This is a genomic window from Arthrobacter sp. AIWTK1 (genome assembly GCF_056680535.1).
In genome coordinates, this window is record NZ_CM155287.1 from 2,577,075 (window position 1) to 2,592,864 (window position 15,790).

Below are 15,790 nucleotides of genomic sequence, written 5' to 3' on the forward strand. Positions count from 1 at the left end.
GTTCAGAACGCGCGGGACCCGTGTGCTTGAATGATGGTCCTGCTGGGGGTCTACGATGACCGGTCCCGGCAATGGTGAGCCGATCCGGGACGCGCAGCCACGCTGAGTATGACCTGTTCGGACTCTCAATCGTGTTTCATCGCAGGGCTTCGCATTCCGCTGTAGGCTACCCCGACCCCTGCCAGGAAGATCAGGACAGTGAGGTATACCGGCCCGAGGTGCCCAAGCGTGGCCAGGCCCCACGGGTAATGTGCGGGGAGGGCCACCGCGAGTCCGACGATCGGAACCACAATGGCTGTGGCGAAGGCCCACCGTTCTCCTCGGCGCACCCCGTACCAGGACAGGCCTGCGATGGCGAGTCCTGTCGCAGCGATGAAGCCGCCGAGCGCAATGTGCAGATGGCTGATGTAGTGATGCAGCTGCGGGCTGAACGCCTCGACCTCCGCCATCCCCTTATCCACTTGATCGGGGCCGATACCAAGCTCGAGGAAGGCGCCCGTAAAGTTGAGTCCCAGGAAGACTACGGCGTACGCAACGAAGGCCAGCCCGGCAAGCGTCATGAGAGCTGCTCCCGTCCGGAGGCGGGCCTTGTTCTCCGGGGTAGTTTGGATGGCAGGCATAGCCGCCTCCCCTTCTCTTATTCATGCAGGTACTCGATGAGAGCCCGCTGATCGTGGGGCTGTCAAGAGAGACTCCGGAATATGAGGCGCGCGTGGAGTCGACCAAGAACGCGGGGTCGACCATGAAAAGGATGCATGCCTCGACACATCGTGGTGTTGCGGTCCCACAAGAAAGCCGCGCCACAGGATGCGGCGCGGCTTTCTTGGGCGGTCGGCTGAACATCGGAAGAAATAGTCCAACCTACCGGGGTTTCTTAGGTGAAGTGAAGGTTTGTATTAAAACTCAACCCTCAGTCAACAAGAAGTCTAGAAGTCCCAGTCCTCGTCCTCAGTGTTGACAGCCTTGCCAATCACGTAAGACGAACCCGAGCCCGAGAAGAAGTCGTGGTTCTCGTCAGCGTTCGGGGACAGGGCCGACAGGATGGCCGGGTTCACGTCGGTGACCGAAGCCGGGAACATGGCTTCGTAGCCCAGGTTCATCAGCGCCTTGTTGGCGTTGTAGTGCAGGAACTTCTTGACGTCCTCGGCCAAGCCGACGGAGTCATAGAGGTCGTGTGTGTACTGGACTTCGTTCTCGTACAGCTCGAAGAGCAGTTCGAAGGTGTAGTCCTTGATCTCCTGGCGCTTCTCCTCGGAGACCTTCTCCAGGCCCTTCTGGAACTTGTAGCCGATGTAGTAGCCGTGCACGGCCTCATCGCGGATGATCAGGCGGATCAGGTCTGCCGTGTTCGTCAGCTTGGCCCGTGAGGACCAGTACATCGGCAGGTAGAAGCCCGAGTAGAACAGGAAGCTCTCCAGCAGCGTGGAGGCCACCTTGCGCTTCAAGGGATCGTCGCCCTGGTAGTAGTCCATGACGATCTGCGCCTTCTTCTGAAGGTTTGCATTCTCGGTGGACCAGCGGAACGCCTCGTCGATCTCCTTGGTGGAGGCCAGCGTGGAGAAGATGGAGGAGTAGCTCTTGGCGTGCACGGACTCCATGAAGGCGATGTTCGTGTAAACGGCTTCTTCGTGCGGCGTGATCGCGTCCGGGATCAGAGAAACGGCGCCGACAGTCCCCTGGATGGTGTCCAGCAGGGTCAGTCCGGTGAACACGCGCATGGTGAGCTGCTGCTCATCCGGGGTCAGAGTGGCCCACGACTGCACATCGTTGGACAGCGGGATTTTCTCCGGAAGCCAGAAGTTGTTGACCAGGCGGTTCCAGACATCCACGTCCTTGTCGTCCTGGATACGGTTCCAGTTGATCGCCTCGACGTGGCTAAGCAGCTTGACCTTTTCGGTCATGTCATCCCCTAAACGTTGGGTTGTTCTTGAAGTTAAGCGTACGACGGCGGGCGGGCACCCGCCGTCGTACTGGCTCGATTTAGTTGAAGATTAAAGCATGCAGCTGACGCAGCCGTCCACCTCGGTCCCTTCCAGCGCGAGCTGGCGGAGACGGATGTAGTAGATGGTCTTGATGCCCTTCTTCCAGGCGTAGATCTGGGCCTTGTTGATGTCGCGCGTGGTGGCGGTGTCCTTGAAGAACAGCGTCAGGGACAGGCCCTGGTCCACGTGCTGCGTGGCAGCGGCGTAGGTGTCGATGACCTTCTCGTAGCCGATCTCGTACGCGTCCTGGTAGTACTCCAGGTTGTCGTTCGTCAGGTACGGCGCCGGGTAGTACACGCGGCCCAGCTTGCCTTCCTTGCGGATCTCGATCTTGGACGCCACCGGGTGGATCGAGGAGGTGGAGTTGTTGATGTAGGAGATCGAGCCGGTCGGCGGGACGGCCTGCAGGTTCTGGTTGTAGATGCCGTGCTCCATGACGGAAGCCTTCAGCTCGCGCCAGTCATCCTGGGTGGGGATGTGGATGTTCTTGAACAGCTCCTTGACCTTCTCGGTCTCCGGCACCCATTCCTGCTCCGTGTACTTGTCGAAGAACTCGCCCGAGGCGTACTTGGACTTCTCGAATCCGCCGAAGGTCTGGCCGGTCTGGATGGCCAGCTGATTGGAGGCGCGGACGGCGTGGTAGACCACCGAATAGAAGTAGATGTTGGTGAAGTCCAGGCCCTCTTCGGAACCGTAGTGGACCCGCTCGCGGGCCAGGTAGCCGTGCAGGTTCATCTGGCCGAGGCCGATGGCGTGGCTCTGGTCGTTGCCGCGTGCAATGGACGGCACCGAGGTGATGTTGGACATGTCCGACACGGCCGAGAGCGAGCGGATGGCGGTCTCGATAGTCAGGCCGAAGTCCGGCGAATCCATGGTCTTCGCGATGTTCAGCGAGCCCAGGTTGCAGGAGATGTCCTTGCCGGTCTGGTCGTAGGACAGGTCATCGTTGTACGTGGTGGGCTGCGAAACCTGGAGGATCTCGGAGCACAGGTTGGACATGATGATCTTGCCGTCGATCGGGTTTTCCCGGTTCACGGTGTCCTCGAACATGATGTACGGGTAGCCGGATTCGAACTGGATCTCGGCGAGCGTCTGGAAGAACTCGCGCGCCTTGATCTTGGTCTTCTTGATCCGGGAATCGTCCACCATCTCGTAGTACTTCTCGGTGACCGAGACGTCGGAGAACGGCATGCCGTAGACGCGTTCGACGTCGTACGGGGAGAACAGGTACATGTCCTCGTCCCGCTTGGCCAGTTCGAAGGTGATGTCCGGGATGACGACGCCGAGCGAGAGGGTCTTGATGCGGATCTTCTCGTCCGCGTTTTCCCGCTTGGTGTCCAGGAACCGGTAGATGTCCGGGTGGTGGGCGTGCAGGTACACGGCGCCGGCACCCTGGCGGGCACCGAGCTGGTTGGCGTAGGAGAAGCTGTCCTCGAGGAGCTTCATCACGGGGATGACGCCGGAGGACTGGTTTTCGATCTGCTTGATCGGGGCGCCGACTTCGCGGATGTTGGTCAGCGCGAACGCCACGCCGCCGCCGCGCTTGGACAGCTGCAGGGCGGAGTTGATGGACCGGCCGATCGACTCCATGTTGTCTTCGATGCGGAGCAGGAAGCAGGAGACCAGCTCACCGCGCTGCTTCTTGCCGGCGTTCAGGAACGTGGGCGTGGCCGGCTGGAAGCGGCCCTCGATGATCTCGTCGACCATCTGGGTGGCTAGCTGTTCGTCGCCGCGGGCCAGGTGCAGGGCAACCATGCACACGCGGTCCTCGTAGCGCTCCAGGAAGCGCTTGCCGTCGAACGTCTTCAGCGTGTAGGAGGTGTAGAACTTGAACGCTCCGAGGAAGGTTTCGAAGCGGAACTTCTTCTTGTAGGCGCGGTTGTAGAGCTCGCGGATGAAGTTCATCGTGTACTGGTCGAGGGTCTCGCGCTCGTAGTACTCGTTCTTGACGAGGTAGTCGAGCTTTTCCTCAAGGTCGTGGAAGAACACGGTGTTGTTGTTCACGTGCTGCAGGAAGTACTGGTGCGCGGCCTCGCGGTCGGCCTCGAACTGGATCTCTCCGTTGGGGCCGTAGAGGTTCAGCATGGCGTTGAGCTCGTGGTAGCCCAGGCCCTTGTACGCGGCCGGCATCTCGTGCTTTTCCTGCTTGTCAACGGCGGTGGCCACCGATTCCATGGACGTTTCCTTTTCCTCGGGCCTGGTTACTTCTGTGTCTGCGACAGTCGTGTCCAAAACTCTTCCAATCCTTTTTGTACTCGGGAGACGTCTTCAGGCGTACCCATGAGTTCGAACCTATATAGGTGGGGAACGTTGCATTTAGCGGCGATGATGTCCCCCGCCATGCAGTAGTTATCCCCGAAATTCGTGTTGCCGGCACCGATCACGCCTCTGAGCAGGCGCCTGTTGGCCGGGTTGTTAAGGAACCTGATGACCTGCTTCGGCACCGAGCCTTCGCCGCCGGTTCCGCCATAAGTGGGCAGGACCAGCACATACGGTGCGGAAGCGAGAAGGGGTTCGTCCTTCGCGTGCAGCGGTATCCTTGCGGCGTCGACTCCCAGCTTCTCAACGAAGCGCCGGGTGTTCTCGGAAGCCGAGGAAAAGTAGATGAGGTGACTGGAAGTCCGGTTCATGGGCGTCGTATTCGCGGCATCTGCTGCGAGCGGCGCATCGGCAAGTGCCGGCGCGGCCATGGGGGTCACCTCATCTACGTAAAGTTCTTTGCCGGAAACGGCGGATGAAGCCTAGGCCACGGAGGCGGCTGCGCTCAGCGCCAGCTCCTCGATCTTGTCCGGGCGGAAGCCTGACCAGTGATCCTGGTCCGTGACCACGACGGGGGCCTGCATGTAGCCGAGGGCTTTCAGCCGCTCAAGGGCATCCGCATCCTGGGAGATGTCGACGCTCTGGTAGGTGATGCCCTTCTTGTCCAGCGCGCGGTATGTTGCGTTGCACTGAACACAGGCCGGCTTCGTGTAAACCGTAACGGTCATGGTTCCTGTCCCCTTTGTTGAAGTCACTGCTTTTGAAGTCTCTGGATCATCGTTGCGGTAGACACTGCCCGGATCTGAAACCCCTGCTCGATGCCGGTCCTGCGTCCCGCTCAATCTGTATGTCGATACTACATGTAGTGCACGGCCCCGATGAGGACCCCAACATGATGTATTACAAGTATGTCATTTAATGCACCGTTAATCCACAGGCCGGGGGCTGAAAAATGTCCGTGTTTCAGCTGTTTTCACGGACGAAATCCACACCCTGTGGAGTAGTTAGCCACAATTAATCCCCCTGCGTGTCGTCCGGCAGACGGCGTGTCGCCACTCTGTGGCAGGCGTGTCGGAGGGCACACAAAAGGGGCCCTGAAAGCTTTTCCAGGGCCCCGATGTGATGAACGGTACGTCGGGTCAGCGGACGCGGACCCGACAGCCGGCGCGGCTTAGCCGTCTGAGGCCGCCCTGCTGCAGAGGATCTGCTCCACGCCCATCCTGCCTTCGGCGAAGCTGCGCAGGGCACCGACGAGGTAGAGCCGCCAGACGCGCGCTATCTCCTCCCCCATCATCTCGACGGCGACTTCCTGGTTCGCCTCGAAATTGGCATACCAGGCCTCAAGGGTCCGCACATAGTCCGTCCGCATTGCCTCCACGGCCTGGACCTCAAGCCCGGCGTCCTCCAGGAACCCGAGGGTCTCGCCCACCGGGCGCATGTGCATGTCCGGCGCGATGAAGGATTCGATGAACGGCCCGCCACCGGGATGCTTCCCGCGCCGGGACATCTGCTGGACCAGCACCCGGCCGCCGGGAACAACGTTGGTGAACAGCGCCGCGGCGTAGACCGGATAGTTGCGCTGGCCCACGTGTTCGCCCATCTCCAGGGAGGCGACGGCGTCGAATGGACCGTCCGGTATCTCGCGGTAGTCCTGGATCCGGATGTCCACACGGCCTTCCAGTCCGCGTTCCCGGATCCGGGCGTCGATGAAGGCCTTCTGTTCCGTGGACAGGGTGACGCCCACGACGTCGGCACCGTAGTGCTGGGCGGCGTGCAGGCTCAGCGAGCCCCAGCCGCAACCGACGTCGAGCAGGCGCATGCCCGGCTTGAGCCCGATCTTCCGGCAGACGAGGTCCAGCTTGTCCCGCTGGGCGTCCTCCAGCCCGTAGTTCTCGGACGAGTCGGTCCAGTACCCGCTGGAGTACGCCATCTGCGGGTCCAGGATCAGGCCGTAGAATTCGTTGCTCAGGTCGTAGTGGTGGCTGATGGCAGCACGGTCGCGGAGCACGCTGTGGAGCTTCCCCTTCACCCGGGCCTGGCTTGCCGGCGGCTGTGGCGGAGTGCCGATGGCGCCGGCCGCCTTTGCGATCCGGCCTACGCCTGCGAGTACGGCCGGCGTGGGCCGGATCCCGGAAAGTTCGCGTTCCCGGACCACTTTCCACAGATGGGCCAGTGCGGAGTTCAGGTCCCCGTCCACGTCCAGTTCACCCGTGACATACGCCTGCGCAGCCCCGAGCTCCCCCGGGAAGTTCCCCGCCGACCACCGGGCGCAGGACCTCGGCGATGGTATCCGCAAGGGGCGGCGTCATACTGCGGCTCCGCCGGCTGACCGATTGGCGGCTGCGTGGTCCAGCACGATCTGCTGGACGTCGAGGTAGCCCGTCTCAAAACCCGCCCTGGAGTAGCAGAGGTAGAAGAGCCACATCCGCTGGAAAATCGAATCGAAACCCATGGCCGCCACCTCGTCGGCGCGGGACATGAACCGTTCCTCCCAGAGGCGCAGGGTCTGCGCGTAGTGCTCACCCATGGCGAGGCGTTCACGGACCCGGAGCCCGGTCTGTTTCTCGGTGATTTCCTCGATGGCCCTGACGGACGGAATGACCCCGCCGGGGAAGATGTACTTGTGCACCCAGGTGTAGCTCGTCCGGGTGGCGATCAGCCGGTCGTGCGCGATGGTGATGGCCTGGATGGCCACCTTCCCGCCGGGCGCGAGGACGCGCTCGATCGTCTGGAAGTACGTGGCCCAGTATTCGTAGCCGACCGCCTCGATCATTTCCACCGAGACGACGGCGTCGTACTCGCCTTCCACCGCCCGGTAGTCCTTGAGCTCAATGGTGACGGCGTCGGCGTAGCCGGCCTCGGCGACGCGCTGGCGGGCCAGTTCCTGCTGTTCGCTGGACAGCGTGACCGAGTACACGGTGGCGCCGCGGGCCGCTGCCCGCAGCGCGAGTTCGCCCCAGCCGGTGCCGATTTCCAGCACGCGTGTTCCCTCGCCGACGCCGGCTTTGTCCAGCAGCCGGTCGATCTTCGCCTGCTGCGCGGCAGCGAATCCGTCCCATGCGACGGTCCGCAGGGCATCGCCCCGCTCCGGGAACAGCGCGCTGGAGTAGGTCATGGTGCTGTCCAGGAAGGAGGAAAAAAGTTCGTTGGAGAGGTCGTAGTGCCGTGAGATGTTGGAGCGGGTGTTCTGCTCGGTGTTCCGTTCCCTGCGCGGCTGGCGCGGCAGGTAGAGGGCGCGCAGTTTCTGGAGCGGCTCGGGCACGAGGGTCCCGACCCGGGCTGCGAAGACTTCCATGACGGCGGTGAGGTCGTCCGCGTCCCAGTCACCGGCCATGTAGGACTCACCCAGTCCGATCAGCCCGCCGTCGCCCAGCCGGGCGGCGAAAGCATCCGGCCTGTTCATCGTCATGACCGGGTACGGGGTGGCGGGTGCGGGATCGAACGCCGCTTTGCCGAGCACGGTGCCATCCGGATACCGGACTTCCAGCGGAAGGGTCCGGACGGCGGCTTTGAAGATGGCATCGGCAATCCGTCCGGCCACCCGCGCCTTGAGGCTGTCCGGCGTCGAGGCGATGCTGGGCCAGAAGGTGGCGTCGATAGTGACGGGCGGCCGCGGAACCGTGTAGGGAACCCGGCCTGAGTGGCCTTCGCCCTGTCCGCGTCCCGCTGCGGATCCGGTAGCTTCGGTGATGGTCACTGTACTGCCTCCTGTGAGGGGTGGTGGGGTCTTTTGATGACGGGCAGCCGACGTGCCCAAAGCTTGATGCCCTGCCAGCGGATCTGCGCGGACACGCGAAGCGGCGCCAGCGGAACTGCGAGCGCGGCTGCCAGGATGTTCGGGACGGAAGCGTCGTGCCGTTCGCCGTCAACTGTGGCCACGAAAGGCTTCTGCCCCTCGCGCTCCAGCACGATGGATACCGCGAGCCGGTCCCCCGGCTCCGGAAGTTTCATCCGGTACTGGCCTTCGACGTCGTTGAACGGGGAAACGTAGAACGCTTTGGGAACGCTTGCCCTGCCGGTGTGGTCCGTTTCGAGCAGGTAGCAGTGCCGTTCCCCATAGGTGTTGTGGACCTCCGCAACCACGCAGCGCAAGCCGCCGGACGCGTCGTGGCACCAGAACAGGCTGAGCGGATTGAACACGTGGCCGAACACGCGGGCGCTGGCCAGCATGGTGATCCGGCCGCCGTCGAGCTCTATCCCCCGGGTGCGCAGGAACCGTTCGACGTTGCCGCGGAGCGTCCCGGCAGGATCGCCAAGGTGATCCGCCACGCGGAACCCGGCCAGCGGCCGGAGCGGCCATGGCAGTGACGGAAGCCGGTCGACGTCGACGTACCAGCTGTAGCTGCGGTAGGTGAACGCATTGTGCAGCGGCGTGCGCCGCACATGCGCTATCGACGTCCGGTAGATGGCTGCCGCTTCCATCACGCGACCTCCGCGGCGACGCTTTCCAGGCCGGGGCCGGATACCGCCGCCTGCTGCTCCCCGCCGCGCTGCTCCCAGTTCCGGCCAAGCCGGGCGGCCGCCTTGACCCCGGAAAGGGCACCATCCTCGTGGAAGCCCCAGCCGTGGTAGGCGCCGGCGAAGGCCAGGCGTCCGTCCCCCAGGGCCAGGATCTGCTGCTGCGCCCGGAGGGAATCCGGCGTGTACTGCGGGTGCTCGTAGACCATCCGGTCCAGGACCGTCCCGTCGGCGATGAGGTGGGACTCCCCGAGGCTCACGATGTAGCGTCCGCCGTCGGCAGGTGCGAGCCGCTGCAGGCGGGTCATGTCGTAGCTGACCAGCACCTTGTCCGGACGCGCATCGCAGGACGGCAGCCGGTAGTTCCAGGATGCTTGTGCGTTTGCGCTGCGCGGCAGGACCGCTTCGTCGCGGTGGAACAGTGTCTGGTTCACCGAGTAGGGCATGCCGCCGAGGGCCGCACGCTCTGCTGCGGAGGCATCTGCCAGCATGCGCAGCGCCTGTGCGGGGTGGGTTGCAATCACGACGGCGTCGAAGGTTTCCGTGCCCTGCGCGGTGGCCAGCTCAACGCCCGCAGCGTGGCGTCGCACCGACGTGACCGGGCTGGAGAGCCGGATGTCCGTGAGCGTGGCGGCCAGCTTGTCCACGTAGGTGCGGGAGCCGCCCTTGACCGTCCGCCACTGCGGGGAGCCTGACACTCCGAGCAGGCCGTGGTGGGCCAGGAACGTGAACAGGTAGCGGGCCGGGTAGGCCAGCGCCGTGGTGGGGTCGCAGGACCAGACGGCGCTCACCACGGGGGTCATGAAGTGCGAGATGAAGTAGCTGCTGAACTTCTCCCGGGCGAGGAACTCCCCCAGCGTCAGTTCCGGTTCCGCCGAGCTGTCCGCACCCCCGGGTGCCCCGGCCAGCAGGGCGCGGGCACGGCGGTGGAAGCGCGTCACTTCCAGCAGCATCAGCAGGTACCGTCCGCGCAGCAAGGTGGAGGGCCGGGGAATGATGCCGCGCCCCTTGGCACGGGCACCGGCATATTCGAGGCCGCAGCCGTCGCAGCGGACCGACATGCTCATCTCGGAGTCCTGCGTCTCGACGCCCAGCTCCGCAAAAAGCCGCAGGAGCGTGGGGTAGGTGCGTTCATTGTGGACGATGAAACCCGTGTCCACCCGGAGGGCCGGGCCGCCCTCCTGCTGTACATCGTGGGTATGGGCATGTCCGCCCAGCCGGGAGTCCGCCTCGAATACTGTCACGTTGTCCCGCTGGTTCAGGACATAGGCTGCGGTCAGTCCTGCCACGCCGCTGCCAATGACGGCTACCCGCCGGCCGTCCGGAATCCTTGCTGCTTGCGACACTGTTCTGCTCCTGTTGGCTTCGCCTGAATCGTCCTGATGAATCGTCTTATGGACAATTCGTCGCCGACGGGCGCCCGGATGACTGTGAATTCCAGCCGGGCACCTTGACGCGATTCTGCCCCATGAACGCGGGCCGCCTGACGCGACATTCCGGGGCCGCTGGGCGATATGCCACAATGAAGCGGGATTTCCGAGGCGAAGGGCAACCATTGATCAACCCTGTTCATCTGCGGACCCTCGTGGAGGTCACCCGCCTTGGTTCATTCGCGGCAGCCGCCAACAGGCTGGGCTACACGGCCTCCGCCGTGTCGCAGCAGATGTCCGCCTTGGAGCGGGACACGGGCGTGGACCTCTTCCAGCGTTCGGCCAGGAGCATCCAACCCACCGAGGCCGCCCTGGTGATGACGCGGCACGCCGCCAAGGTCCTGACCGACATCGAGGCGCTCATGGCGGCCGCCTCCCGGACGCACGACGCTACCCACCAGGAGCTCAGGCTGGGCATCTTCCCCAGCCTGGCCACGTACGTGCTGCCGCGCATCCTGCAGAACCCGAAGTGGAAGGACCTGGGCATCGACCTCAGGGTGTCCGTGGCTGAGCCGTCCCAGACCATCCAGGGGCTGCGCACCGGCGGCGAACTCGATGTGGCCCTGGTTTACCAGGTGGGCCAGTCGGGCCTGGCGTGGCCCCACACCGTGAACCGGCAATGGATCGGCGACGACGAGTTCCGTGTGGTGCTGCCGGCGGCCTGGGGCTTCCGCGCCGAGGCCAAGGTGGCGGCGGACCACCTGTCAGACATGCCGTGGATCGTCCATCACCCGGGCACCAGCGACGCCACGGTGATTGAACGGCTGTTCGCCAGCTGCAACCTGCACCCCCGGGTGGTGGCCTACAGTGACGACTTCCATGCGAGCCTTGAGATGGCCGCCGCCGGACTCGGCGCTGCACTGGTTCCCGAACTTGCCCTCCGGCACCGGCCCTCCGGCGTGGTGGTCCTTGACGTTCCGGAGATCCGGCTGGCCCGGAACGTCTTCGCCCTGCTGATCAATGACAAACGGACGGCCCGGGTCCAGCTCTTCGTCGAACTCCTGGCCGATACGCTGCACAGCCTGGGAACCGCGCGCAAGAATTAGCGTGCCTTGGAACGGCGGGCTTTGGACCCTCGGAATGTCGGACGTCCCGGCACCCGCCCGGCAAACGCCAACAGGGCGGACACTACCTTGTCCTTCGCCGTGTCATAGGGCGGATAGGCCAGCCCCAGGGTGTCCGGCCACATCGGCTTGTCCAGGCCGGCCCGCTCGTGCGAGAACGTCCGCACGGAATGTTCACCGTGATAAGCCCCCATGCCGCTGCCGCCAACCCCGCCGAACGGCAGGCCCGGCACCGTCAGGTGCGCCGCCGGCGCCCCATAGCCCAGCGCACCGGAAGAGGTTTCCGATGCGAACGCGCTGCGCACGCCGTCGTCCTCGCTGAAGACATACACCGCCAGCGGTTTGGAGCCGGAATTAATCATGCGGATGGCTTCGTCCCGCCCGGACACCGGCACCAGCGGCAGCAGGGGACCGAAGATTTCCTCGCCCAGGACTGCATCCCCGGGGGCGGGGCGCAGCAGGGTCGGTGCAAAGTACCGGCTGTCCGGATCCCGCTGTCCGCCGTGCACTACGGTGCTGCCGTCCGCCAGTTCAGCGATTCGTTCGAAATGCCGGTCATCAACGATCCGGCCATAGGAAGCGCTGCGCGCCGGGTCCTCGCCGAACATGGCAGTGATGGCGTCCACAAGCAGGGGTTCCAGCGCGTCCAGCACCCCGGGGGCGGCCAGCACGTAGTCCGGTGCCACGCACGTCTGCCCGGCATTCATGAACCGGCCCCAGGCGATGCGGCGGGCAGTGGCCCCGAGGTCGGCGGTCCCGTCCACGTACGCCGGGCACCTGCCACCCAGTTCCAGGGTCACCGGCGTCAGGTGCTCGGCCGCTGCACGCATCACCACGCGGGCCGCGTCCTGCCCGCCGGTGAAGAAGATGTGGTCGAAGCGCTCAGCCAGCAGCGCCTTGGTTTCCGGGATTCCTCCGGGCACCACCTCGGCGGCACCGCCCAGGTACTCCGGCACCCACCTCACCAGGGCGGCTGATGTGGCAGGGGCGTGCTCGCTCGGCTTGACCACCACGGTATTCCCGGCCGCCAGGGCGCCGGCCATCGGCGCCAGCGTCAACTGGACCGGGTAGTTCCAGGTCCCGATCACCAGCACCACTCCGAGCGGAGTCAGTTCGGTCCAGGCCCGGGCCGGCTGCACGGCCAGCGGCACGTCCACCCGTCGGGGCCGAAGCCAGGCCGCCAGATGCCGCTCCAGGTGGGCGGCTTCCGCGGCCACAAATCCGATTTCGGTCAGCTGTGATTCGCTCCGGTGCTTGCCCAGGTCGCTGAGCAGGGCGCCGGCAAAATCCTCCCGGCGTTCAGTCAGCATCCTGCGCAGGTTGCCCAGTTGCTCCAGCCGCCAGGCCAGGGGGCGGCTCACCCCGCTGTCGAAAAGCTCGCGGGATCGGGCGACGGCGGCGGCGGGAGTGTGCATCCGATCAATGTACCCGTGCCGGGACGCAGGACGGGCTACAGCCCGGGGATACAGCGCCAGATAAAAACCACCGATGCTGGAATGGACTGCCCGAGAGGACTATGTTGAACATATGAACAAGGTAGCGAGCCGGCACTTTGGTGAGATCGAGCTCAACCATGGCCGGGACCACAACATCGCAGCGCGGCATGAACTGGCCGGCCAGCCGGTGGAGCTGGACCTGAACATCAATGCGCACGACCACTTCGACGAGGCGGCCATGCACAAGGTGGACTACCGGCTGCGGTACCTGCCCGAGCTCGTGGACCAGGTCCGGGACATGATCGCCGAGGAACTGGAGCAGGAGGGCACCAGCCCCCAGGAGTACCGGCACTTCCACTGCAACGCCATTAAGGACGAACACCTCAAGAAGGTCTTTGGCGTGGAAGACAAGAGCCAGCTGACGAATGCCGTGTTCCTCAAGGCGCTGAAGCTCGGCCACGTGGGAATCTACCCCGGCCAGCCTGAACGCTACTTCGTCCTGGATTTCACCCTGGGCGAGCATTTCACTGACGAAGTCCTGGTGGCCTCCGCCGACGAGGACGGCGTCGTGGACGACGAAATCGTCTGGGAGTCGTAAATCGACTGCTCCACTACGGCCCTATTGAGCCCTCAGAACGGCGGTTGCTCAGCAATCGATAGTTAAAGCACGACGGCGGCCGGTCACCTCGGGTGACCGGCCGCCGTCGTAATCTCTAGCGGTGGTTGAGGCCGCCGAAACCCTACTTGGCTGCTTGCAGCAGTTCGGCGCGGACCGTCCTGGTGGCCGCGACCAGGTTACGCAGGGACTCTTCGGTCTCGGCGTAGCCGCGGGTCTTCAGGCCGCAGTCCGGGTTGACCCAGAGCTGGCGGGACGGGACGTGCTTCACGGCGGTGCTGAGCAGCTCGGTGACTTCCTGCTCACCCGGAACGCGCGGCGAGTGGATGTCATAGACGCCCGGACCCACGCCGCGGCCGAAGCCGTGGGACTCGAGGTCGTGGACAACCTCCATGCGTGAGCGTGCGGCCTCGATGGAGGTGACGTCCGCATCCAGACCGTCGATGGCGTCGATGATGGCGCCGAATTCGGAGTAGCACAGGTGGGTGTGGATCTGGGTGGAATCGGCAGCCCCGGCAGTGGCCAGGCGGAACGAGTTCACGGACCAGTCCAGGTAGGCGGCCTGGTCGGCCTTGCGCAGCGGAAGGAGTTCGCGCAGGGCGGGCTCGTCCACCTGGATGACCTTGATGCCGGCTGCTTCGAGGTCCGTGATTTCGTCGCGCAGTGCCAGGCCAACCTGGTTGGCGGTCTCGCCCAGCGGCTGGTCGTCGCGGACGAAGGACCAGGCCAGGATGGTGACCGGACCGGTGAGCATGCCCTTCATCGGCTTGTTCGTGAGGGACTGTGCGTACTCTGCCCACTTCACGGTGATGGGGGCGCTGCGGGTGACGTCGCCCCAGAGGATGGACGGACGGGTGCAGCGTGAGCCGTAGGACTGGACCCAGCCGTGGACCGTGACGTCGAAGCCTTCCAGGTTCTCGGCGAAGTACTGGACCATGTCGTTGCGCTCGGGCTCGCCGTGGACCAGGACGTCGTAGCCGAGCTCTTCCTGCAGCTCCACAACCCGCTTGATCTCGTCCTTCATGAGCTGCTCGTACTGCTCGTTGGTGAGGTCGCCCTTGTTGTTGCGGGCACGGGCCGAACGGATTTCGGACGTCTGCGGGAAGGAGCCGATGGTGGTGGTGGGCAGCGGCGGCAGGTGCAGGGCCTCTTCCTGGGCGGCTTCGCGGACCGAGTACTCGGAGCGGTTGAAGTCGGCCGGGGTCAGGGCAGCGGTGCGTGCCCGGACGTCGGCGCGCTGGACACCCTCGGCTGCGGCACGGGATCCGATGACGCGGGTGGCTTCGTCGATGGCCGGCTGCACCGCGCTTTCACCACCGGCGGCGTCGGTCAGCAGGCCGGCGAGAGTAACAACCTCAACGGCCTTCTGGTCGGCGAACGCCAGCCAGCTGCGGAGCTGCTCGGACAGCTGGGTCTCTTCCTCGACGTCGTGCGGGACGTGCTGGGTGGAGGTGGAGGTGCTGACGGCCAGCTGGGCCACGGACTTCTTCAGTTCGGCGATCTTCTCCGCAGAGGCGGCAAGATCGTTACGCCAGATGTTGTGGCCGTCCACGACGCCGGCAACCAGGGTCTTGTTGCCCAGTGCGGCGAGTGCCGCTGCGGAGGGAACCGCGCCCTTGAAGACGTCGAGGTGCAGGGCGTCGATGTTGGTCGCGGCGAGGATGCCGAGCTGGCCGTTCAGTGCGCCGTAAGGGGTGGAGACGAACAGCTGCGGACGCTGTGCTGCAGCGGTGAGGACCTCGTAGGAACGGGCAACCGCGGCCTGGATCTCTTCGGCGGGGGTGTCCTGGTCAACCACCAGGGCGGGCTCGTCCAGCTGGACCCAGCCGGCGCCGGCGGCGGCCAGCTTCTCCAGCAGCGCGGCGTAGACCGGCAGCACGTCCTCGAGGCGGGAGAGCGGGCTGAAACCGGCCAGGGCGTCGTCGGAAGGCTTGCTCAGGAGCAGGAAGGTGACCGGACCGACGATGTACGGGCGGGTCTCCACACCGTTGGCGAGGGCGTATTCGAATTCTTCGACGATGCGGTTGGAGGTCAGCGCGAAGTTGGTCTCCGGGCCGATTTCCGGCACGAGGTAGTGGTAGTTGGTGTCGAACCACTTGGTCATCTCCAGCGGCTGCTCGTCCTTGGTGCCGCGGGCCAGGGTGAAGTAGCCGTCGATGTCCAGCTGGCCCTCGGCGTTGAGGAGGTTGCCGAAACGGGCCGGCACGGCGCCGAGGTGGGCGGCGGCGTCGAGCACCTGGTCGTAGTAGGAGAAGGTGCCCGGCACAGCGGCGGCTTCGGTCAGGCCAAGGCCCTGCAGGCGCTTGGCGGTGCCCAGCTGGATGTCCTTGGCGGCGGAGTCAAGGGCGGCTGCGTCGATTTTGCCGGCCCAGTAGGCTTCGACGGCCTTCTTCAGTTCGCGGCGGCGGCCGATGCGCGGGTAGCCCAGGATCGAGGCGGACGGGAACGGGGTGGTCACGGCAGGGGTGTTCTGCTCAGTCATGTGGAATTCCTTGGAAGCGTTGGTGAAAAAAGGGGGGAGAGTTGGGTGCTGGAAAGCAGTGCT

At 64.8% G+C, this 15,790-nt stretch carries 13 protein-coding genes; 2 read left to right on the forward strand and 11 right to left on the reverse strand.

The features are described 5' to 3' along the window. Positions 1 to 125: 125 nt before the first annotated feature. The 9 genes from AC1MDG_RS11815 to AC1MDG_RS11855 all read right to left on the reverse strand — a co-directional run bounded on the left by AC1MDG_RS11815 (position 126) and on the right by AC1MDG_RS11855 (position 10,045). Positions 126 to 620, reverse strand: coding sequence for a hypothetical protein (locus tag AC1MDG_RS11815; protein ID WP_479804028.1), 495 nt, complete (start codon positions 618 to 620; stop codon positions 126 to 128). Positions 621 to 926: 306 nt separating this feature from the next. Next, positions 927 to 1,901, reverse strand: coding sequence for a class 1b ribonucleoside-diphosphate reductase subunit beta (nrdF, locus tag AC1MDG_RS11820; protein WP_028269034.1), 975 nt, complete (start codon positions 1,899 to 1,901; stop codon positions 927 to 929). Between the two features lie 90 nt (positions 1,902 to 1,991). Then, positions 1,992 to 4,112: a class 1b ribonucleoside-diphosphate reductase subunit alpha gene (gene nrdE, locus AC1MDG_RS11825; RefSeq protein ID WP_479809083.1), complete on the reverse strand. Its 2,121-nt coding sequence runs from the start codon at positions 4,110 to 4,112 to the stop codon at positions 1,992 to 1,994. 71 nt (positions 4,113 to 4,183) lie between these two features. Beyond that, on the reverse strand, positions 4,184 to 4,612 hold the full coding sequence (gene nrdI, locus AC1MDG_RS11830; protein ID WP_479809084.1) for a class Ib ribonucleoside-diphosphate reductase assembly flavoprotein NrdI: 429 nt from the start codon (positions 4,610 to 4,612) through the stop codon (positions 4,184 to 4,186). 111 nt (positions 4,613 to 4,723) lie between these two features. Next, positions 4,724 to 4,969 (reverse strand): glutaredoxin-like protein NrdH, encoded by a 246-nt coding sequence (nrdH, locus tag AC1MDG_RS11835; RefSeq protein ID WP_011692201.1) that lies wholly within the window; start codon positions 4,967 to 4,969, stop codon positions 4,724 to 4,726. A gap of 443 nt (positions 4,970 to 5,412) precedes the next feature. After that, positions 5,413 to 6,537, reverse strand: coding sequence for a class I SAM-dependent methyltransferase (locus AC1MDG_RS11840; RefSeq protein ID WP_479804029.1), 1,125 nt, complete (start codon positions 6,535 to 6,537; stop codon positions 5,413 to 5,415). A gap of 9 nt (positions 6,538 to 6,546) precedes the next feature. After that, a complete protein-coding gene (locus tag AC1MDG_RS11845; RefSeq protein ID WP_479804030.1) occupies positions 6,547 to 7,938 on the reverse strand; it encodes a class I SAM-dependent methyltransferase in 1,392 nt (463 codons plus the stop codon). Further along, entirely contained in the window at positions 7,935 to 8,663 is a 729-nt protein-coding gene (locus AC1MDG_RS11850) for a DUF1365 domain-containing protein (protein ID WP_479809085.1), read from the reverse strand. The genes AC1MDG_RS11845 and AC1MDG_RS11850 overlap by 4 nt, the downstream gene beginning before the upstream one ends. After that, positions 8,663 to 10,045, reverse strand: coding sequence for an NAD(P)/FAD-dependent oxidoreductase (locus AC1MDG_RS11855; protein WP_479804031.1), 1,383 nt, complete (start codon positions 10,043 to 10,045; stop codon positions 8,663 to 8,665). The genes AC1MDG_RS11850 and AC1MDG_RS11855 overlap by 1 nt, the downstream gene beginning before the upstream one ends. A gap of 209 nt (positions 10,046 to 10,254) precedes the next feature. Between AC1MDG_RS11855 and AC1MDG_RS11860 the strand changes: the two genes are divergently transcribed. Further along, positions 10,255 to 11,175 (forward strand): LysR family transcriptional regulator, encoded by a 921-nt coding sequence (locus AC1MDG_RS11860; RefSeq protein WP_479804032.1) that lies wholly within the window; start codon positions 10,255 to 10,257, stop codon positions 11,173 to 11,175. On the opposite strand, the gene AC1MDG_RS11865 is transcribed toward AC1MDG_RS11860, so the two are convergent. Continuing rightward, positions 11,172 to 12,608: an aldehyde dehydrogenase family protein gene (locus AC1MDG_RS11865; RefSeq protein WP_479804033.1), complete on the reverse strand. Its 1,437-nt coding sequence runs from the start codon at positions 12,606 to 12,608 to the stop codon at positions 11,172 to 11,174. The two genes, AC1MDG_RS11860 and AC1MDG_RS11865, sit on opposite strands and share 4 nt — an antisense overlap. 112 nt (positions 12,609 to 12,720) lie before the next feature. Between AC1MDG_RS11865 and AC1MDG_RS11870 the strand changes: the two genes are divergently transcribed. Next, the gene (locus AC1MDG_RS11870; RefSeq protein WP_043482019.1) at positions 12,721 to 13,227 is read left to right on the forward strand and encodes a DUF2004 domain-containing protein; all 507 of its coding nucleotides are present in this window, start codon (positions 12,721 to 12,723) and stop codon (positions 13,225 to 13,227) included. A 142-nt stretch (positions 13,228 to 13,369) separates the two neighbouring features. Here AC1MDG_RS11870 and metE read toward each other — a convergent pair whose 3' ends face one another. Next, positions 13,370 to 15,727, reverse strand: coding sequence for a 5-methyltetrahydropteroyltriglutamate--homocysteine S-methyltransferase (gene metE / locus AC1MDG_RS11875; RefSeq protein WP_479804034.1), 2,358 nt, complete (start codon positions 15,725 to 15,727; stop codon positions 13,370 to 13,372). Between the last annotated feature and the right edge of the window lie 63 nt (positions 15,728 to 15,790).